A 20187-nucleotide genomic window follows, 5' to 3' on the forward strand; every position below is an offset into this window, starting at 1 on the left:
CCCCTTTCAGGCGATGACGTGCTGGAACTTCTGGGCCCTGCGCTGCCGCCGCTCCCGTGCCGCCAGCCAGACGGTGAACAGGACCTGTGACAGGTTCAGGCCGAGAAACAGCGTCGAGTCGATGAGCTGAGCGCTGGTGGCCCCGGAGAACCGACCGATCGCGCCGGCGAACATCCGGTAGATGGCCGGGGCCACGGCGACGACGAAGAGCGCCAGCGAGAAGGTGTAGCCGGCGACGACCAACCACGAGTACCAGCGGGCGACCCGGCGGTCGACGGGATGCCACTGCGACTCGTCGGCCATCCGATCCCGGCGTCCCACGGCTGCGAGCACCCGGTTGCGCAGCAGCCGCTTGGCGGTGGTGTGCAGGTCGACGCAGCCGAGCAGGGTCGTGACCAGGACGTACAGGTCGGTACGCAGGTAGAGGAACAACTGCCAGGCGAGCCGGAGCAGGGTCGCGAAGGCCAGCGCCAGGCAGACCCGGCCGACGGGGGAGAACGCGCCGTCGGCGGACCGGGTCAGGTCGGCGGCCAGGGTGAGGGTGCTGAACGCCAGCCCGTCGAGCAGCATTCCGGCCAGGATCGGCAGGTAGCGCTGCCGGCGCGGCACCGTGACCAGCCCGTCGAGGTTGGTCTCCAGGACGACGTAGTAGAACCGGCGTCCGATGCTGACCCGCGACCGGAGGCCGAGCCGGCGGGCGGCCAGCACGTGGAACACCTCGTGCAGGACGATCAGGGGGAGCGCGCCGGCGGCCAGGGCCAGCTCGATCACGGTGAAGTATTCGGTGAAGAAGAGATGCCGGTAGGTGGGCGCCAGATCCGGCGAGCGGACCATCGCCAGGACGGCCCAGGCGACCAGGAGGCCGTAGCCGAGCAGGGCGGGCCGGGAGAAGAGCACGGCGCCCAGCCGCTGCCCGCGTACCGGGCCGGGCTCCTCGTGCGCGACCTCGGCCCCGGCGATGAAACCCAGCTCGTCCAGGGCGGCGAGCACATGTTCGATGTCGGCGCTCTCGCCGTACTCGCTCCGGTACCACCGGTCCACCTCGTTGGGCGTGTCACCGGCCGCGAGCCGCCGGACCAACTCCGCGCCGTCGCTGGGAAAGACGCCGTACGAGTCGATGTCCCGCCGACCGATGGTCACCTCGTCGCCGTCGGCGAGATAGACCAACGGGTGGAGGACCACCCGGCTGTCCTGGTCGTACCCCACTCCGGTCTCCACCGGTCCATCCCTTCCTCGGTCGGGCCATGGAAGATGGTGACGTCGGGCGTGGGCGCCCAGTCCGCGCCCACGCCCGACGTCGTACCCGTCAGAGCTTGCTGGGGTACGTGGTGCAGGCGGCGGTGGTCAGTCGGACCGGACCCGCCTTGCGGATCTTGATCTTCTTGAGCTCCTTCTTCTCCATCGGTGTACCTCCTCCCGGTGACTCGAAGCTGGCTCGGTCCACGGTGTCGGGTGCCGCCAAAGCCCTGCCAACACGCCTCCAAACAACGGCGGCCCGGCCCAACCCGGGGCGGTGGCGGTGGGGCGGGTGGGGTGAGTTGGCGGGCGGGTGTCGCACGATGGCCGTAACGTCATCCTCAGACGATGTTCGATCGAGGATGGTGAGCGATGTCCCACGACGGTGAGGTCGACCGGCCCGCCCCCAAGGGCCCCTCCGGGCCAGCTCGGGGGTTGCTCGTGGTGCTCGGCGCGGCGGCGGTGGCCGTGGTCGTGCTGCTCGGCGCGCAGGCCACCAACGTGTTCCCCGACTTCCGCAACCCCTTCGCCAAGGAGCAGACCGACCGCAGCCAGCCGCCGTTGCTCAAGTCGATCCAGGACCTCAGCCGCTACGTCGCGGCCGAGGGCAACTTCCAGGTCGTCGTCGATCTCCAGAACGACCGCGACAACGTGCCGGAGTTCCTGCTCAACCAGCGCACCCTCTTCGTCGGGGCGGGCAGCGTGGAGGCCTACGTCGACTTCACCAAGATCGGTGAGGGGGCGGTGGTCGTGTCGCCCGACGGCAAGTCCGTCGAGGTGAAGCTGCCCGCGCCGCAGCTCGGCCAGACCAACCTCGACATGGAGAAGAGCTACGTCGTGGCGGAGCAGCGCGGCCTGCTCAACCGGATCAACGACCTGGTCAAGGGCGACCCGAACCGCCAGCAGCAGGTCTACAAGCTGGCCGAGGACCGGATCACGGCAGCCGCCCGCGACAGCGGCCTGACCGACCGCGCGCAGGAGAACACCAACAAGATGCTGGAGGGACTGCTGCGTTCCCTGGGATACGAGAAGGTGACCGTCACCTACGTCGCGCCCTGACCGCCGACGCGAACGGCGAGACGCCCGCCCCGGGGGGAGCCGGGGCGGGCGTCTCTGTGCGGCAGGGTCAGTAGCGGGCGGTGGCGTAGCGGTCCTCGTTCGGCATGAGCACCCACAGCACCAGATAGACGATCACCTGGGTGCCGGGCAGCAGCAGCGACAGCAGGAACAGCAGGCGGACCAGGTTGGCGGAGGTGTTGAACCGGCGGGCCAGGCCGACGCAGACGCCGGCGAGCATGCGCCCCTCGCGGGGCCGGACCAGTTTGCGACTCATCGTCGTCCTCCCACTCTGCGGCGTGCCGCCGCCTCTGACTCAACGGTAGGAACCGCCGTCGCGCCCGCCCTCCGTCGCGAGGGGGATCCCGGGACCCCTGACCCGTAGGTGCTTACCCGGGCGGGCCCGCCCCGACGCGCCGGGGAGGGAAGCGGGCTGCGGGTAGGCTCGCCCGTCGGGTCCGTACAAGGGCGTACGACGGCGAGGAAGTGCAGATGATCAGCGTTTTCGACCTCTTCAGCGTGGGCATCGGGCCGTCCAGCTCGCACACGGTGGGACCGATGCGGGCGGCCCGCACCTTCGTGGCCGGGCTCAAGGCCGACGGCCTGCTCGCCGACGTCGCCCGGGTGCGCGCCGAGCTGTTCGGCTCGCTGGGCGCCACGGGCCACGGCCACGGCAGCGGCCCCGCCGTGCTGCTCGGGCTGGAGGGCGAGGCCCCGGAGACCGTCGACACCGACACCGTCGCCCCCCGGGTGGCCGCGATCCGCGCCGCGCGGCGGCTGACCCTGCTCGGCGCGCAGGAGGTCGACTTCGACCCGGACCGGGACCTGGTGCTGCACCGCCGCCGGTCGCTGCCGTACCACCCGAACGGGATGACCTTCGCCGCGTACGACGGGGGCGGGGCGCTCCTGCGCGAGCGCACGTACTACTCGGTCGGCGGCGGGTTCGTGGTCGACGAGGCGGCGGCCGGCGCGGACCGGATCGTCCCCGACACCACCCGCGTGCCGCATCCGTTCGGCACCGGGGCGGAGCTGCTGGCGGCCAGCGCCGGCAACGGGCTGTCGATCAGCGAGGTGATGCTCGCCAACGAGCTGGCCCGCCGCACCGAGGGCGAGGTGCGGGCCGGGCTGCTGGACATCTGGCGGGTGATGCGGGAGTGCGTCGAGAACGGGTGCGCCCGCGACGGCGTGCTCCCCGGGGGGTTGAAGGTGCGACGGCGGGCCGCCGAGCTGCGGCGCGGCCTGGAGGCGGACGCCGGGAGCGGCGACCCGCTGCGGGTGATGGACTGGGTGACCCTGTTCGCGCTCGCGGTCAACGAGGAGAACGCGGCCGGCGGACGGGTGGTGACCGCGCCGACCAACGGCGCGGCCGGGATCATCCCGGCGGTGCTGCACTACTACACCCGGTTCGTGCCGGGGGCGGACGAGGCGGGCGTGGTCCGGTTCCTGCTGGCGGCCGGGGCGATCGGCGTGCTGTTCAAGGAGAACGCGTCGATCTCCGGCGCGGAGGTGGGCTGCCAGGGCGAGGTCGGCTCGGCCTGCTCGATGGCCGCCGCCGGGCTCGCCGAGGCGCTCGGCGGCACCCCCGAGCAGGTGGAGAACGCGGCCGAGATCGGCATGGAGCACAACCTGGGGCTGACCTGTGACCCGGTCGGGGGCCTGGTGCAGATCCCCTGCATCGAGCGGAACGCGGTGGCTAGCATCAAGGCGATCACTGCGGCCCGGCTGGCGCTGCGCGGCGACGGGGTGCACCACGTCTCGCTGGACAAGGTGATCAAGACGATGCGCGAGACGGGCGCCGACATGAAGGTCAAGTACAAGGAGACGGCGCGGGGCGGCCTGGCCGTCAACGTGATCGAGTGTTGAGCGGGCGAGGAGGCGGGCGGTGACGTCTGGCGTCCGGGCGGCCGGCCCGCAGGGGCCGGCGGCCCGCCTGTGGGCGCACCGCGGCTCGCTCCGCATCCTCGTCCGCCGCGACCTGGCGGTGAAATACCAGCAGTCGGTGCTGGGCTACCTCTGGTCGCTGATCGAGCCGCTGGGCATGGGCGCGATCTACTGGTTCGTCTTCGGGGTGCTCTATTCCGGCGACACGAGCCGGCACCTGGGGCAGGCCGCCGGGTCGTACCCGCTGTTCCTGATCACCGGCATCTTCGCCTGGATGTGGACCAGCTCGGCGCTGAGCGAGGCGACCAACGCGCTCACCGGCCAGGCCCGGCTGATCACCACGATGAACGTGCCGCGCCAGGTGTTCCCCATCGGCCGGATCACCGGCCGGTTCGCCGAGTACGCCGCCGGCCTGCCGATCCTGGCCGCCATCGCCGTCGCGTACGCGGTGCGCGGCGAGGTGCACCCGGGCTGGTCGGTGCTCGCCCTGCCGCTGGCCGTGGCCGTGCAGGCGGTGCTGCTGGTCGGGCTGGCGCTGCTGCTGTCGGCGCTGAACGTGCTGATGCGCGACATCGAGCGGTTCATGCGGCTGGTGATCCGGGTGCTGTTCTACGCCACCCCGATCATCTATCCCCTGAGCCTGGTGCGCGAGTCGACGCTGCCGGGCTGGGTGAAGGCCGCGTACGAGCTGAACCCGCTGGTCGGCATCTTCCAGCTGCACCACGCCGTCTGGTACCCGGACCAGTTCCCCGACGCCCGGCTGCTCGCCACCACGGTCGCGGTGAGCGTGCTGGTGCTGGCGGCCGGCTGGTGGGCGTTCCGGCGGCTCGAACCCGCCGTGCTCAAGGAGCTGTGATGGCGGCCGACCCGATCATCGAGGCGGACGGGCTGGGCATCCGGTTCGTCCGCAACCGGCGGCGGCAGCTTCGGCTGCGCGAGTTCTTCATCCGCCCCGGCGGCCGGGGCGCCGCCGGATCCACCGCCGGATCCGGTGCCGACAAGAGCCGGTCCGTCGACGACGACGGGCGGTTCTGGCCGCTGCGGGACGTGTCGTTCCGTGTCGCGCCGGGCGAGACGGTCGGGGTGGTGGGCCGCAACGGCACCGGCAAGAGCACCCTGCTGCGGCTGATCGCCGGGGTGCTCATCCCCGACGAGGGGAGCATCCGGGTGCGCGGCGACGTGGCCCCGCTGCTGGAGCTGTCGGCCGGCTTCTCCAACGACCTCACCGGGCGGGAGAACCTCTACCTCGTCGGCGGGCTGCACGGCCTGTCGGCGCGTTACCTGCGGAAACACTTTCATGAGATCGTCTCCTTCGCCGGCGAGCAGGTGGAACGGGCCATCGACACGGCGGTGCGGCACTACTCGTCGGGGATGAAGGTCCGCCTCGGCTTCGCGATCATCTCCCACCTTCCGCACCCGATCCTGCTGATGGACGAGGTGACGGCGGTCGGGGACGCGGAGTTCCGCGAGAAGTGCTATGCGACGATCGAGAGATTGCTTCGGGAGGGACGCACACTCGTGCTCGTGTCACACAACGAAAAGGATCTGACCCGGTTCTGCCGTCGGGGGCTCTACCTCGACGCCGGGCGGCTGACCGTCGACGGGACGATCGCCGAGGCGCTCGACGCGTACCACGCCGCGGTCGCGCGGTGACCGTCGCGATCGTGCTCGCCGCCGGGACGCCGGCCGCGGGCCAGCCGACAGCCGCCGGCGCGCAGGCGGGAGGCGGGGACACGCTCGGGGCCACCCTCGCCGACCGGCTCGCCGAGCAGTGGCACCGGGCCGGGGTGACCCACGTGCGGCGGGCCGCGAACCTGACCGAGCTGGCGACGCTTGTCGACGCCGCCACCGGCCCGGTGATCGTCAGCGGGACGGACCTGGTGGCGCACACCGCCGTGTTGCGGCACCTGGCCACCAGCCCGGTGGGCCCGACGGTGGCCCTGGTGCTGACCGACCCGCCGGTCCCCGGGCAGGCCGTGGTGCGCGAGGAGCGCGGCCAGGTCGTCGACGCCGGCCCGGACGGGCGGCTCGACGGCGGGCAGACCGGGGTGTTCGGCGGCGCGCTGCGGGTGGGCCGCGACGACCTGCCGGCGCTGGCCGCCGCCGCCCGCGCGGCCGTCGCGGGCACGCCGATCTCCGGCACGGACCCGGCCGCCGTCGCCGCGACGCCGCCGGCCGCCGGGCCCGAGGCGGCCGGGTCCGCCGTGGACCGGCTGTTCACCGGCCTCACCGCGCTGGGCACGCTGACGTTCGCCCACCGGGTACGCCTGCTCGTCGCCCACCGGGTCGCCGACCCGGCCGGACTGGCCGCCGCCGAGGCCGCCGTCGCCGCCGTCGACGAGGACCGGGCCGAGCTGCGGCTGTCGGTGAAGGAGAAGGACGACTTCTTCACCACGTTCTTCGTCAGCACCTGGTCGCCGTACGTGACGAAGGCGTCGGCGAAGCTCGGCCTGACGCCGACCGGGGTCACCGCGATCTCGGTGCTGTTCGCGGCCGTCGCGGCGGTGCTGTTCGGCGTCGGCGGCCGGCCGGCGCTGGTGGCCGGCGCGGTGCTGCTCTACCTCGGCTTCGTGCTGGACTGCGTCGACGGGCAGCTCGCCCGCTACACCCGGCACTTCAGCGCGTGGGGCGGCTGGCTGGACACGATGGCCGACCGGGCCAAGGAATACCTGGTCTACGCCGGCCTCGGCTACGGCGCGACGGCCGCCGGGTTCCGCTACGGCTGGGCGCTGGCCGTGGCCGCGATGACGTTGCAGACCGTCCGGCACATGACCGACACGTGGTACGGGGTGCTGCACGACGAGGCGGCCCGCCGACCCAAGGCGGTTGGTGGAGGCGGCGGCGGGATCGGCGACCGGCTGAACGCCGCGTCGACCCGGGTGCAGGCCGACACGGGCTCGCTGTCCTACTGGCTCAAGCGCACGGTGGTGTTCCCGATCGGGGAGCGGTGGGCGCTGATCGCGCTGACGGTGGCGCTGTTCGGGCCGCTGGTCAGCCTCGTCGCCGTGCTGACCTGGGGGGTGCTGGCGTTCGCGTACACGGGTGCGCTGCGCACCCTGCGGGCCCGCTGGATGTGGGTGCCGGTGCTGGACACGGTCGACGCGACGCTGCACCGCGACGACGGGCCGATCGCGGCCCGGTTCCCGGCGCTGCGGCCGATGGGCCCGCTGACCCTCGCCGTGCTGGGGGCGCTCGGCCCGGCGGCGCTGCTGGTCGCGGCCGGGCTGCGGGTGCGTGCCGGCGACGACGCGGGCGGGCTGGCCTGGGCGACGCCGGTGGCGCTGCTGGTGCTGCTGGTCGCCGCGCTCGGGGCGGGGGCGGCGCACAACGGGCCGCTGGACTGGCTGGTGCCGGCGGCGCTGCGGGCCGGCGAATACCTGTTCGCGATCGGAGCCGGCGTGGTCGGCGGGGCCCCCGCCTGGGTGGTCTTCGGCTACGTCTTCGTGCTCACCCTGCACCACTACGACCTGACCGCCCGGCTGGAGAAGCGGCAGGCGGCCCCGCCGCTGCACGGCGCCACGCTGGGCTGGGAGGGGCGCTCGGCGGTGCTCGCGGTAGCGGCTTTCGCCGGTTTCGCGGGGATTGCCATGGCTACACTCGGTGCGTACCTGCTCGTGGTTTTCGTCGGGAGCGTGGTCCTGGCCTGGGTCGTCCTGCCCGCCCGCGCCCGGCGGGGCGTGGGGGTCCCGGCGGGCGGTGAGGTCCGCCAGCCGGGCTGACGTGAGGGGCCGGCCGATGACGCTGATCAGCTTCGTCGTACCGGCCTACCGGGTGCAGGCCTACCTGAGCGAGTGCCTCGACTCGATCCTCGGCCAACCGTTCGACGACGTCGAGGTCATCGGCGTCGACGACCACTCGCCGGACGGCAGCGGCGACATCCTCGCCGAGTACGCGGCCCGGGACCACCGGGTGCACGCCGTCCGGCTCGACGACAACGTCGGCCTCGGTCCGGCCCGCAACGTCGGGCTGGACCGGGCCGGCGGCGAGTACGTCTGGTTCGTCGACGGCGACGACTGGCTCGCCCCGGACTGCCTCGCCGAGGTGGCCGCCCGGCTGCGCCGGGCCCGCCCCGACGTGCTGCTCGTCGACCACGTGCGGGTGCGCTGGGACGGGCGGGCCACCCGCAGCGCGATGGCCGACGTCTTCCCCACCCCGCCCGGCGAGGAGCCGTTCCGGCTGGCCGAGCGGCCGGAGGCGCTGCGGCTGCTGCACACCGCCTGGAACAAGCTGGTGCGGCGGGAGTTCCTGGTCGACCTCGGGCTGCGCTTCGAGCCCGGCTGGTACGAGGACGTCGCGTTCAGCTACCCGCTGCTGCTGGCCGCCGAGCGGATCGGGGTGCTCGACCGGGTCTGCCTCAACTACCGGCAGCGGCGGGCCGGCGCGATCACCCGCACCCGGGGCGACCGGCACTTCGAGGTCTTCGTCCAGTGGCACCGGGTGTTCCGGTGGATGGACGGGCGGACCCCGCCGGTCGACGGCCTGCGGCCGGCGGTCTTCGAGCGGATGATCTGGCACTACCTGACGGTGCTCGGCAACGGCGAGCGGATCGCCCCCGAGCTGCGGCCGGCCTTCTTCGACCGGATCACCGCCGACCACGCCCGCTGGCTGCCGCCCGGCGGCTACCCGTCCCCGCCGGGGGTCGAGGGGCTCAAGCACCGGCTGGTCGCCGCCGGCCGATGGCGGACGTTCAGCGCGCTGCGGGCCGCCAACCAGGCCCGGGAGGCCGCCGGGCGGCAGGTCCGCCGGGGCAGGCCCGTTGCCCGCCGGGCCGCCCGGCTGGGCCGGGACGCGGTGCTGCGCGAGTACTACCTGGCCGAGCTGCGCCGGCCGCTCGACCCGCAGCTCGCCGTCTACGCCGCCTACTGGTTCCGGGGGTACGCCTGCAACCCGGCCGCGATCTACGAGGCGGCCCGCCGGCTGGCCCCGCACGTGCGCGGCGTGTGGATCGTCCGGCGGGACCGGGTCGCGTCCCTGCCGCCCGGCGTGGAGTACGTGGTCGCCGGCACCCGCGAGTACCACCGCGTGCTGGCGCGGGCGACGTGGCTGGTCAACAACGTCAACTTCCCCGACTTCGTGCGCAAGCGTCCCGGGTCGGTGCACGTGCAGACCCACCACGGCACCCCGGTGAAGGTGATGGGGCTGGACCAGCAGCGGTACCCGGTCGGCGCGGTCGGGATGGACTTCGCGAAGCTGCTGCGCCGGGTGGACCGCTGGGACTACAGCGTCTCGGCGAACAGCTTCTCCACCCAGATGTGGGAGCGGGCGTACCCGGCCGCGTACACCACCCTGGAGGTGGGCTACCCGCGCAACGACCGGCTGGTCACCGCCACCGACAGCGACGCGCGCGAGGTGCGCGCCCGGCTCGGCCTCGCCGCCGGCGACCGGGTCGTGCTGTACGCGCCGACGCACCGCGAGCACCTGCCCGGCTACCGGCCGCCGTTCGACCCGGAGCTGCTGTGCGACGCGCTCGGCCCGGCCGGCGTGCTGCTGATGCGCAGCCACTACTTCGCCGACCGGGACCGACGGTCGGCGGCCGCCAGCCCGTCGCCCGGTCCCGCGCGGGTGCGCGACGTCAGCGGGCACGACCGGGTGGAGGACCTCTACCTGGCCGCCGACGTGCTGGTCACCGACTACTCGTCGGCGATGTTCGACTACGCCGTGCTGGACCGGCCGATCGTGGTCTACGCCCCGGACTGGGAGGCGTACCGGCTGGCCCGGGGCGTCTACCTCGACCTGCTCGCCGAGCCGCCCGGCGCGGTGACCACCAGCTTCCCCGGCCTGCTGGACCTGTTCCGCTCCGGCGCGGTCGACGCCGAGGCGGCCACGGCGGCCCGCCGCCGGTTCCGCGAGCGGTTCTGCGCGCTGGAGGACGGGCACGCCGCCGAGCGGGTCGTCCGGCGGGTGTTCCTGGGGGAAGGTGGCTGAACCGCAGGTTCATGTAATAGGTCTGTCACGAGCCGAACATGGCACGTTTACCCGATGTGCGGCGTCCATGATCCTGGTCACATTCATTCGGGGTTCAACCGAGGGGCTGGGGGAGGAGACGGTGACAACCGTCGCGCTCAAGGATGTGACCAAGGTATTTCAGGACGGCACGGTGGCCGTCGACAAGATAAATCTGGACGTGAACGACGGGGAGTTCATGGTCCTGCTCGGCCCGTCGGGTTGTGGGAAGTCGACGGTGCTGCGGATGATCGCGGGGCTGGAGGACCCGAGCGCCGGCGCGGTGCTGCTCGACGGCGAGCTGGCCAACGACCTGCCGCCCCGGGACCGGAAGATCGCCATGGTCTTCCAGGACTTCGCCCTCTACCCGCACATGACGGTGGGCGACAACATCGGCTTCCCCCTGCGGCTGGCCGGGGTCGACCCGTCGCCGCGCGGGGAGCGGGTCGCCGACGTGGCCAGCGCGCTGGGCATCGGCGACGTGCTGGGCCGCAAGCCCAGCCAGCTCTCGGGCGGGCAGCGCCAGCGGGTCGCGATGGGCCGGGCCATCGTCCGCCGGCCCGGCCTGTTCCTGATGGACGAGCCCCTGTCGAACCTCGACAGCGGCCTGCGGGCGGAGCTGCGCGCGGAGATCTCCGCCCTCACCCGCGAGCTGGGCGTCACCACCATCTACGTCACCCACGACCAGGCCGAGGCGCTGACCATGGCCGACCGGGTGGCGATCATGCGCAAGGGCGTCCTCCAGGACGTCGGCACCCCCACCCAGGTGTACGGGCGGCCGGCCACCCTCTACGTCGCCGCGTTCCTCGGCAGCCCGAGGATGAACCTGCTGGAGGCGTCGGTCTACGTCCACCTCGACCGGTACGTCGCGCTGAACCTCGGCGAGCAGTCGCTCTACCTGCCCTGGGACGACATCCGCAGCCGGGCCGTCGCGCACTACCACGGCGAGCGGATCGTGGTCGGGATGCGGGCCGAGGCGCTCACCCCGGTCGCGCCCGACACCCCCGGGCACGTCCTCCAGGGCCGGATCCGTTACCTGGAGCACCACGGCCACGAGTCGCTGGCCTTCCTCGACATCGGGGCCACCGCGATCGTGGTCGACGAGATGGGCAACCGGGCCGAGGAGGCCAGCGGCGGCCAGCGCGGGCTGCGCCGGTTCGGGCAGGTCATCCAGCGGCTCACCGGGCGCTCCGGTGACGCCGAGGCGGCCCCCGCCGAGCAGAACCGGGACGGCGGCAACCGCACCAGCGTGCTCAACGACCCGGGCCGGCACCACCGCCGCCCCGCCGAACTGGCGGTACGGCTCGCCCCGTACCCGGCGGTCAGCCCCGGGCACCCGCTGGCCATCTCCGTACGCATGGACGCCCTGCACTTCTTCGACGAGCGCGGCGACCGGATCGACGTGGGCTGGCGCTGAGCGACCCGTCTCGGTCCGGTGCGGCGCGGGGTGGCGGGCGGGGTGGGCGGTGCCCTACGGTCAGCGGACCTCGTCCACTGAGCACGGTGTCAGAAAGGGGTCAGCCCGTGTCGGGTGACCGTCCGAGCCCGCTCGTCATCGAGCGCATCCTGCGCGACCGGCAGGGCGTCTGGCAGCAGATCGTGGCCGACCGTGAGCTCAACGGCCTCACCCTGCGCATGCTGGCCAGCTCCGGCGTCGCCCTGGCCTGCTACGGCGCGGTGCTGGGCGCGTTCCACAGCGTGCTGATGGCGCTGACGTCGGCGGTCAAGCTGCCCCTGCTGTTCCTGGTCACCCTCGCCATCTGCCTGCCCACCCTCTACCTGTTCAACCTCGTGTTCGGGGCCCGACTGTCGGTGCGGCAGTCGCTGGCGCTGGTGATGGTGGCGATCACCGTCACCTCGATGCTCGCCGTGGCGTTCGCGCCGATCAGCCTGTTCTTCCTGATCACCGCCCCGGACTACGGCTTCTTCAAGCTGCTCAACGTTGCGATCCTGACGCTGAGCGCGGTGGTCGGGCTGCGCTTCCTGACCGGCGGGATGCAGGTGCTCAACGCCCACGGCCTACTCACCCCGGCGGCGGCTCCCCCCGTCGCCGCGCCGGCCGTAGCCCCGGCTGCTCCGGCTCTCGCTGCCCTGGTTCCGGCTGCTCCGGTTCCGGCTGCTCCGGGCGCGCCGGCTTTGGCGGTGCCGGCTGCTCAGGTGACGCCGCAGGCCGTCGACCAGCCCGCCGCCGAGCCGGTGGCGGTCGGCGCGAACGGCGCGGGCGCCGCGACCTCGGCGGTCCCGACCCCTCCGGCGGTTCCGGCTGCTCCGGCGGTCCCGACCGCTCCTGCTGCTCCTGCGGTAACGGCGGCTCCGGCCACCCCCGCCGCCCCCGCGGCCGTAGCCGCGGCCGGGGAGCCCACCGCCGCGCCCGTACCCGTCGCGGTCGGCGTCCCGCCGCAGCAGGTGGTGGCCGGGCAACACCTGGTGCCGGCCGGGCCGGGCCTGCTCCCGCCCGGCTACCCGGCACCGCAGTACCGGCAGTGGCCGGACCCGGCGGCCCGCCGCCCCGTGCCCGACGCGCAGCGTCCGGCCAGCATGCCCCTGCTGTACGTGTGGATCCTGCTGTTCGGCTTCGTCGGCACCCAGCTCGCCTGGACGCTGCGCCCGTTCTTCGGCAGCCCCGGGGAGGGGTTCGCGCTGTTCCGCAGCATCGAGGGCAACTTCTACGCCGAGATCATCCGTACCATCGGCAACCTCTTCTGACGCCGGCCCGGGGATTCCCGGGCCCCTCGCGGGTCGGCTCGGCACGCCTGACCGCGCTCGACCCCGCGTGGTCGCGTTCGTTCCCGCGTGATGGCGCTCGGTCCTGCGTGATGGCGTCGCTCGACCCCGCATGATCGTGCTCGATCGCGGAAAGAGTTGTCATTCGGGCGCGACGTGGCCACTCGATCCCTGATCGGGCGCGGTCCTGCGTTCCCGCCCCGCTGGCCCCGCCGGATGCTTGAGCCACAAGTTACTGCGGAGTAGCGTGCGGATATGACCATCGACTCGCGCCAGGTCGCCGCCGGCATGCTGGAGGCGGTGCCGTTCGCCCGTACCCTCGGCGTCGAATTCGTCGAGGTGGCCCCGGAGGCCGAGGGCGGCGTGCGCGCCGTGGTCCGGCTGCCCGACTCGCCGGCCAACCACAACCACGTCGGCGGCCCGCACGCCGGGGCGCTGTTCGCCCTCGGCGAGACCGCCTCCGGGGCGGTGGTGCTCGCCGCGTTCGGGCAGCTCCTCGACCGGGTGGTGCCGCTGGCGGTGCGGGCCGAGATCGCGTACCGGAAGGTGGCGACGGGGCCGGTGCTGGCGACCGCGCGGCTCGGTCGGCCGGTGCCCGAGGTGCTCGCGGAGCTGGAGGCCGGGCAGCGGCCCGAGTTCCCCGTCGACGTCGAGATCGGCACCGAGGACGGCACCCCGACCTCGGCGATGACCGTCGTGTGGACGCTGCGCCCCCACCGCTGACCCCGCGCCCCGATCCCCGCGCCCGCCGCACTTCGCGCCCCCGCGCGGCGCGCGCGGTGAGAAGGGGACCCTTCTATACCGTAGGCGTTAACAGGGGGCCCTTCCTTCTCAGAGGGGTTTCGGGGGTTCCGGGGGTGGATAGATTCGTAGGGTGCTGGGCCTGCCTGCTCACGTGACCGCGTGTCTCTTCGACCTGGACGGTGTGCTGACGCAGACCGCCCGGGTGCACAACGCTGCGTGGACCGAGACGTTCGACGCGTTCCTCCAGCGCCGGGCGGCGGCCACCGGCGAGCCGTACCGGCCGTTCGACCCGGGGCCCGACTACAACCGGTACGTCGACGGCAAGCCCCGCGCCGACGGCGTGCGGTCGTTCCTCGCCTCCCGGGGCATCGTGCTGCCGGAGGGCTCGCTCGACGACCCGCCCGACGCGGACACCGTCCACGGCATCGGCAACCGGAAGAACGCCGTCCTGCTCAAGCGCATTCACACCGACGGGGTCGAGGTCTATCCGGGCTCCGTGACGTACCTGCGGGCGGCGGCCGCCGGCGGCCTGCGCCGCGCCGTCGTCTCGGCCAGCGCCAACTGCCGCGACGTCGTCGCCTCCGCCGGGCTGGAACCGCTGCTGGAGGCCCGGGTCGACGGGGTGGTCGCCCGCGAGCAGGGGCTGCGCGGCAAGCCGCACCCCGACACGTTCCTGGCCGGCGCGAAGCTGCTCGGCGTCGACCCCGCGCAGGCCGCCGTCTTCGAGGACGCCCTCGCCGGGGTCGCCGCCGGCCGGGCCGGCGGATTCGGGTACGTCGTGGGCGTCGACCGGGTGGGCCAGGCCGACGAGTTGCGCGCGCACGGGGCGGACGTCGTGGTGACCGACCTCGCGGACCTGGTGGACAGGAGGCCCGACGCATGATCCGGGAACGCGCCTATCCGGTGGAGCCCTGGCACATCCGGGAGACCCGGCTCGACATGGACGTCCTGGCTCAGTCCGAGTCGGTCTTCGCGCTCTCCAACGGGCACATCGGCCTGCGCGGCAACCTCGACGAGGGCGAGCCGCACGGCCTGCCCGGGACGTACCTGAACAGCTTCTACGAGCTGCGCCCCCTGCCGTACGCGGAGGCCGGCTTCGGCTTCCCCGAGTCCGGCCAGACCATCGTCAACGTCACCAACGGCAAGCTGATCCGGCTGCTCGTCGACGACGAGCCCCTCGACGTCCGGTACGGCGAACTCCTCGCCCACGAGCGGGTCCTCGACCTGCGCGCCGGCACCCTGCACCGGGAGCTGCACTGGCGTACCCCGGCCGGGCGCGAGGTCAAGGTGCGCAGCACCCGGCTGGTGTCGTTCACCCAGCGCTCCGTCGCCGCCATCAACTACGAGGTGGAGGCGGTCGACGGGCCGCTGCGGCTGATCCTCCAGTCGGAGCTGGTGGCCAACGAGTCCCTGCCGGCGCAGAGCCGCGACCCCCGGGTGGCGGCGGTGCTGGAGTCGCCGTTGCAGGCCGAGGAGGAACTGACCACCAACGACGGCGGGCTGCTCATCCACCGCACCAAGGTCAGCGGGCTGCGGGTGGCCGCCGCCATGGACCACGACGTGCACGCGCCGGAGCACACCACCGTCACCACCGAGGGGTACGAGGACTGGGTGCGCACCACCGTCGGCTGCGTGCTGAAGCCCGGCGAGAAGCTGCGGGTGGTCAAGTACCTGGCGTACGGCTGGTCGAGCCGCCGGTCGCTGCCGGCGCTGCGCGACCAGGTCGGCGCGGCCCTCGCCGCGGCCCGCCTCGACAGCTGGGACGGGCTGCGCCGGGAGCAGCGGGAATACCTCGACGAGTTCTGGGACGCCGCCGACGTCCGGGTCGAGGGCGACCCGGAGGTGCAGCAGGCGGTGCGGTTCGGGCTGTTCCACGTGCTCCAGGCCGGGGCGCGGGCCGAGCGCCGGCCGATCTCCGCGAAGGGCCTCACCGGCCCGGGGTACGACGGGCACGCGTTCTGGGACACCGAGATGTTCGTGCTGCCGGTGCTCACCTACACCCAGCCCGGCGCGGTGCGCGACGCCCTGTACTGGCGGTACTCCACCCTCGCCCAGGCGCAGGAGCGGGCCCGCACGCTGAACCTGACCGGGGCGGCGTTCCCGTGGCGCACGATCGAGGGGCCGGAGTCGTCGGCGTACTGGCCGGCGGGGACGGCGGCGTTCCACATCGCCGCCGACGTGGCCGACGCGCTGCGCCGGTACGTGCTGGTCACCGGCGACGAGGCGCTGGAGCGGGAGATCGGCCTGGAGCTGCTGATCGAGACGGCCCGGCTGTGGCGCTCCCTCGGCCACCACGACCGGCACGGCCGGTTCCACATCGACGGCGTGACCGGCCCCGACGAGTACACGGCCGTGAAGAACGACAACGTCTACACCAACCTGATGGCGCAGCGGAACCTGCTCACCGCTGCCGAGTGCGCGATGCGCTTCCGGGACCAGGCGATCGACCTGGGGGTCACCGAGGAGGAGGCGGCGGCCTGGCGGGACGCGGCGAACGCGATGTGCGTCCCGTACGACGAGGGCGTCGACGTGCACGAGCAGGTGGAGGGGTTCACCCGGCTCCAGGAGTGGGACTTCGAGCACACGCCGACCGAGAAGTACCCGCTGCTGCTGCACTACCCGTACTTCGACCTGTATCGCAAGCAGGTCATCAAGCAGGCCGACCTGGTGCTCGCGATGCACTGGCGGGGCGACGCGTTCACCGAGGAGCAGAAGCGGCGCAACTTCCTCTACTGCGAGCGGCGCACCGTGCGGGACTCGTCGCTGTCGGCCTGCACGCAGGCGGTGATCGCCGCCGAGGTCGGCTATCTGGAGCTGGCCCACCGGTACCTGCGCGAGGCCGCGCTGATGGACCTGCACGACCTCAACGAGAACACCCGCGACGGGGTGCACATGGCGTCCCTCGCCGGGGCGTGGATCGCCCTGGTCGCCGGGTTCGGCGGGCTGCGCGACCACGACGGCCTGCTGACGTTCGCCCCCCGGCTGCCGAGCCGGCTCGACCGGCTGGAGTTCTCGTTGCAGTGGCGGGGGCTGCGGCTGCGGGTCGACGTCCGGGCGCACCAGACGACGTACGCGCTGCGCCACGGCGGCCCCGACGACGTGCTGGAGCTGCGGCACCACGGCGAGAAGGTGCGGGTGACGTACGCGGAGCCGGTCACCGTGCCGGTGCCGCCGCTCACGCCGCCGGACACCGAGCCGGAGCAGCCGCCCGGCCGGGCCCCGCTGCTGCACCTGCCGGAGCACCTCGGCTGAGCCCGCCGCCCCGGCGGGCTCTCCCGGTCGGCCGGGGTGGGCCCCCGACCGACCGGGGAGGGGTCAGAACTGCGGCCCGTTGGAGGGCCGACCGGCCGCGTCGTGCGGGGCGACGGCGCGCGGGTCGTCGGCGGTGCGGGCCTGCGCCGCCTCGTCCGCCCAGTCCCGGCTGCGCTCGGCGTCCCGTTCCCGCTGCTCGTCCCGCTCGGCGGTCTGCTGCCTGGACCTGTCCTGTCGTCGGGCCATGACGATCCTCGCGATCCGTCGGGGCGCGGCTGCGCCGGTGCTGCGGTCACCCCGGGCCTTCCCGCCCGGCCCGGCGGCAAACAGCGGCGGCATGGGGGTAGCGGCGCGCGGCGGGCGGGTCAGGGCCGCCAGGGCTCCAGGTGCCGGGCGAAGCTCAGCCGCAGGTTGCTCTTGGGGCGGGCCCCGACGGTCGAGCCGACCACATCCCCACCGCGGAACACCAGCAGGGTCGGCATCGACATCACCCGGTACGCCCGGGTCGTCGCCGGGTTCTCGTCGGTGTTCAGCGTGACGATGCGCAGCCGGTCGCCGAACTCCTCGGCCAGCTCGGCGAGGCTCCGGGAGACCGCGACGCACGGCGGGCACCATTCGGCCCAGAAGTCGACGACCACCGGCCGGTCGGCGGCGAGCACCGTCGCGGCGAACGAGGCGTCGGTGACGGCGGTCAGCGGGGATGTTCCCGTTTCCTGAGGCATGTTTCCTCCCGGTACGCGATGGCCTGGGCGAGTTGGTCGTGCAGTTGTCGCCGTACCGCGCCGAGCCGGTCGAGGTAGGCGTCCACCTCGGCCAGCTTGCGGCGCAGCACGGCCACCGAGTCGGGGCAGACGTCCCCGGAGGCGTGCCCGGCCCGGAGGCAGGCCACGAACGGCCGGATGTCGTCCAGGCCGAAGCCCACCGCGAGCAGGGCCCGGATCTCGTGTACGACCCGCAGCTCCGCCTCGTCGTAGACGCGGTAGCCGTTGGCGGAGCGTCGGGGCCGGACCAGCCCCTGCGCCTCGTAGTACCGCAGGGTCCGGGTGCTCGTGCCGGCGCGTTCCGCCAGCTCACCGATCAGCATCCGACCTCCTTCGCCGCCACCGACCGTCACGCTAGACCTTGCCGCCGATGTCAAGGCAACGGCGAATCCCGGCCGCCGGGGCGGGTAAGCGGCACCGGACGAGGCGGAGTCCGTGGGGAGGGTGTGCGATGGCGGCACGTGGACAGGTGGGCACGACGACCCGGGGCGGCGAGGTCACCATCCCGGCGGGTGACGCAGGGCTGTCGGCCGATGTGCTGGTCCCGGCCGGGGCCACGGGGGTCGTGGTCTTCGCGCACGGCAGCGGCAGTTCCCGGCACAGCCCCCGGAACACGGCCGTGGCGGGGGTGCTGAACGAGCGGGCGCTCGGCACGGTGCTGGTGGACCTGCTCACGCCGGAGGAGGACCGGGTCGACGCCCGTACAGCCGAGCTCCGGTTCGACATCGGGCTGCTCGCCGACCGGCTGGCCGCGATCGTGGACTGGACGGGCGTCGAGCCGGCCCTGGCCCGGCTGCCGGTGGGCCTGTTCGGCGCGAGCACCGGCGCCGCCGCCGCGCTGGTCGCCGCGGCGGCCCGCCCCGAGCGGGTGCGGGCCGTGGTCTCCCGGGGCGGCCGGCCGGACCTGGCCGGCGTCGCCCTGTCGCGGGTGACCGTCCCGACGTTGCTGCTGGTGGGCGGCCTGGACGAGCAGGTGATCACGCTGAACGAACAGGCGGTGGCGGAGTTGGGGGAGACGGGCGAGCTGCGGGTGGTGCCCGGCGCGACCCACCTGTTCGAGGAGCCGGGCGCGCTGAAGCAGGTCGCCGACGCGGCGGCCGACTGGTTCGCCACCCACCTGCGCCCGCCCGCCTGACCCCGGCCCGCCCGCCTGACCCCGGCCCGCCCGCCTGACGCCGGGCCGGGCGGGCGGCCGACGGCGGGTCAGGCCGGCGCGGGCGGCCGGGCGGCGGCCTGCCGGTGCCGCTGCACGGTGTCGATCACCCGGTACGCGACCGCCGTGATCGGCACCGAGACGAACGCCCCGGCGATGCCGGCGATCAGCGTGCCGGCGGTCACCGCCACCAGGACCACCGCCGGGTGCAGCTGGACCTGCCGCTTCATCACCAGCGGCTCCAGCAGGTTGCCCTCGACCTGCTGTACGGCGACCACGGCGGCCAGGGTGAGCAGGGCGACGGTCGGCCCCTTGGCGGCGAGCGCCACCAGCACCGCCACCGCCCCGGCCACGGTGGCCCCGATGATGGGGACGAACCCGCCGAGGAAGGTGATCAGGGCCAGCGGCAGGGCGAGCGGCACCCGGAGCAGCACCAGGGCCAAGCCGATCCCGAGCGCGTCGATCGCCGCGATGATCATCGTCCCCCGGCTGTACGCGCCGAGCGTCCGCCAGCCCACCCGGCCGGCCTCGGCGGCGACGTCCCGGTTGGGGCCGGTCGTGCGGCGCAGCACCCAGTGCCACATGGACCGGCCGTCCTTGAGCAGGAAGAAGAGCAGCACCAGGGAGAGCAGGACGGAACCGGCGACCTCGGCGGCCGTCCGCGCTCCGCCGACCGGGTCGGGAGCGCCGCCCAGCCCGTCCCGGGTCTGCCGGATCAGCTTGTCGAGCTGGTCGTCGGTCACGGGGAGGGTGGAGGTGACGAAGTCCCGCGTCCGCTGGAGCCCCTGGTCGAGTTCCTGGCTCAGCTCGCTGAACTGGCTGGCGGTCAGGTTCCACACCACCACCCCGACGCCGACCAGGATGCCGAGCAGGAACAGCACGGTGAGTCCGGCGGCCAGCGCCGCCGGCAGCCGGAGCCGGCGCAGCAGGAGCAGCACCGGGTCGAGCAGGGCGGTGAGGAAGAGCGTCGCGGCCAGCGCGATCGCCAGCGGGGCCAGCAGCACGGCGATCTTCCCGACCAGGTAGAGCCCGGCGACGACCACCACCAGGCAGGCGCTCCACAGCACGGCCGAGCGGACCAGCCACGGCAGTCCGGCCCACGCCTGGCGCGGCCCCGCCCCCTGCCCCGCGCCGGTCACGGGCGGGCCGCCCCGCCCCTCGTCCGTCGCCGGCTGGACGCGCCCACCCGCCGTCGCCGCCCGGACGTCCCCGCCGTCCGTCGCGGGCCGGGCGCGTCGCCCACCGTCCGTCGTGTCCCCGCCACCGTCGTCGACCACGTCAGCCTCCCACTCTCGGCGAGCTCCCCGTTACCCGGACACCGCTCCCCCGACACCCCGTGCTCCCCGTACCAATCTTGGACAGTTGTCGTCCGGACGGAACGCGAACTGTCCAAGGCCGCCCGGCGGGCGACCGGCCCGGCGGCGGTTTGTGGGGGAT

18 protein-coding genes are annotated in these 20187 nt (G+C 73.6%); 12 read left to right on the forward strand and 6 right to left on the reverse strand.

The genetic code is table 11. The annotated features are described in order from the left end of the window. Positions 1-6: 6 nt before the first annotated feature. Positions 7-1218 (reverse strand): hypothetical protein, encoded by a 1212-nt coding sequence (locus O7633_RS21930; protein ID WP_282323750.1) that lies wholly within the window; start codon positions 1216-1218, stop codon positions 7-9. A 390-nt stretch (positions 1219-1608) separates the two neighbouring features. On the opposite strand from O7633_RS21930, the gene O7633_RS21935 reads away from it, so the two are divergent. Beyond that, a complete protein-coding gene (locus O7633_RS21935) occupies positions 1609-2295 on the forward strand; it encodes a DUF4230 domain-containing protein (RefSeq protein WP_278131287.1) in 687 nt (228 codons plus the stop codon). A gap of 67 nt (positions 2296-2362) precedes the next feature. On the opposite strand, the gene O7633_RS21940 is transcribed toward O7633_RS21935, so the two are convergent. Further along, entirely contained in the window at positions 2363-2569 is a 207-nt protein-coding gene (locus O7633_RS21940; RefSeq protein WP_074475233.1) for a PspC domain-containing protein, read from the reverse strand. 215 nt (positions 2570-2784) lie between these two features. Between O7633_RS21940 and O7633_RS21945 the strand changes: the two genes are divergently transcribed. The 10 genes from O7633_RS21945 to O7633_RS21990 all read left to right on the forward strand — a co-directional run bounded on the left by O7633_RS21945 (position 2785) and on the right by O7633_RS21990 (position 16836). Further along, positions 2785-4155 (forward strand): L-serine ammonia-lyase, encoded by a 1371-nt coding sequence (locus tag O7633_RS21945; protein WP_282323751.1) that lies wholly within the window; start codon positions 2785-2787, stop codon positions 4153-4155. 67 nt (positions 4156-4222) lie between these two features. Beyond that, a complete protein-coding gene (locus tag O7633_RS21950; RefSeq protein ID WP_282328618.1) occupies positions 4223-5029 on the forward strand; it encodes an ABC transporter permease in 807 nt (268 codons plus the stop codon). Next, positions 5029-5826 (forward strand): ABC transporter ATP-binding protein, encoded by a 798-nt coding sequence (locus O7633_RS21955; protein WP_282323752.1) that lies wholly within the window; start codon positions 5029-5031, stop codon positions 5824-5826. Before O7633_RS21950 ends, O7633_RS21955 begins: the two co-directional genes overlap by 1 nt. A gap of 134 nt (positions 5827-5960) precedes the next feature. Continuing rightward, the gene (locus O7633_RS21960) at positions 5961-7892 is read left to right on the forward strand and encodes a DUF5941 domain-containing protein (RefSeq protein ID WP_282328619.1); all 1932 of its coding nucleotides are present in this window, start codon (positions 5961-5963) and stop codon (positions 7890-7892) included. 16 nt (positions 7893-7908) lie between these two features. Further along, on the forward strand, positions 7909-10098 hold the full coding sequence (locus tag O7633_RS21965; RefSeq protein ID WP_278131293.1) for a bifunctional glycosyltransferase family 2 protein/CDP-glycerol:glycerophosphate glycerophosphotransferase: 2190 nt from the start codon (positions 7909-7911) through the stop codon (positions 10096-10098). A 121-nt stretch (positions 10099-10219) separates the two neighbouring features. After that, a complete protein-coding gene (locus O7633_RS21970) occupies positions 10220-11533 on the forward strand; it encodes an ABC transporter ATP-binding protein (protein WP_282323753.1) in 1314 nt (437 codons plus the stop codon). A 107-nt stretch (positions 11534-11640) separates the two neighbouring features. After that, a complete protein-coding gene (locus O7633_RS21975; protein WP_282323754.1) occupies positions 11641-12822 on the forward strand; it encodes a hypothetical protein in 1182 nt (393 codons plus the stop codon). A 273-nt stretch (positions 12823-13095) separates the two neighbouring features. Continuing rightward, entirely contained in the window at positions 13096-13563 is a 468-nt protein-coding gene (locus O7633_RS21980; RefSeq protein WP_282323755.1) for a DUF4442 domain-containing protein, read from the forward strand. Between the two features lie 151 nt (positions 13564-13714). Further along, positions 13715-14467, forward strand: coding sequence for a beta-phosphoglucomutase family hydrolase (locus O7633_RS21985; protein WP_282323756.1), 753 nt, complete (start codon positions 13715-13717; stop codon positions 14465-14467). Continuing rightward, a complete protein-coding gene (locus tag O7633_RS21990) occupies positions 14464-16836 on the forward strand; it encodes a glycoside hydrolase family 65 protein (RefSeq protein WP_282323757.1) in 2373 nt (790 codons plus the stop codon). The genes O7633_RS21985 and O7633_RS21990 overlap by 4 nt, the downstream gene beginning before the upstream one ends. Before the next feature lie 63 nt (positions 16837-16899). Here the strand turns inward: O7633_RS21990 and O7633_RS21995 are convergent, their stop codons facing one another. The 3 genes from O7633_RS21995 to O7633_RS22005 all read right to left on the reverse strand — a co-directional run bounded on the left by O7633_RS21995 (position 16900) and on the right by O7633_RS22005 (position 17920). Beyond that, positions 16900-17082, reverse strand: coding sequence for a hypothetical protein (locus tag O7633_RS21995; protein WP_074475223.1), 183 nt, complete (start codon positions 17080-17082; stop codon positions 16900-16902). Positions 17083-17201: 119 nt separating this feature from the next. Beyond that, complete coding sequence (locus O7633_RS22000) at positions 17202-17558, reverse strand: thioredoxin domain-containing protein (RefSeq protein WP_282323758.1); 357 nt, start codon at positions 17556-17558, stop codon at positions 17202-17204. Next, positions 17528-17920: a MerR family transcriptional regulator gene (locus tag O7633_RS22005; protein WP_282323759.1), complete on the reverse strand. Its 393-nt coding sequence runs from the start codon at positions 17918-17920 to the stop codon at positions 17528-17530. The genes O7633_RS22000 and O7633_RS22005 overlap by 31 nt, the downstream gene beginning before the upstream one ends. A 128-nt stretch (positions 17921-18048) precedes the next feature. On the opposite strand from O7633_RS22005, the gene O7633_RS22010 reads away from it, so the two are divergent. Continuing rightward, complete coding sequence (locus O7633_RS22010) at positions 18049-18732, forward strand: dienelactone hydrolase family protein (RefSeq protein WP_282323760.1); 684 nt, start codon at positions 18049-18051, stop codon at positions 18730-18732. A gap of 68 nt (positions 18733-18800) precedes the next feature. On the opposite strand, the gene O7633_RS22015 is transcribed toward O7633_RS22010, so the two are convergent. Beyond that, on the reverse strand, positions 18801-20027 hold the full coding sequence (locus O7633_RS22015) for an AI-2E family transporter (RefSeq protein ID WP_282323761.1): 1227 nt from the start codon (positions 20025-20027) through the stop codon (positions 18801-18803). Positions 20028-20187: the final 160 nt, after the last annotated feature.

Source organism: Micromonospora sp. WMMD712, from assembly GCF_029581295.1.
In the GTDB taxonomy this organism is placed as follows: domain Bacteria; phylum Actinomycetota; class Actinomycetes; order Mycobacteriales; family Micromonosporaceae; genus Micromonospora; species Micromonospora carbonacea.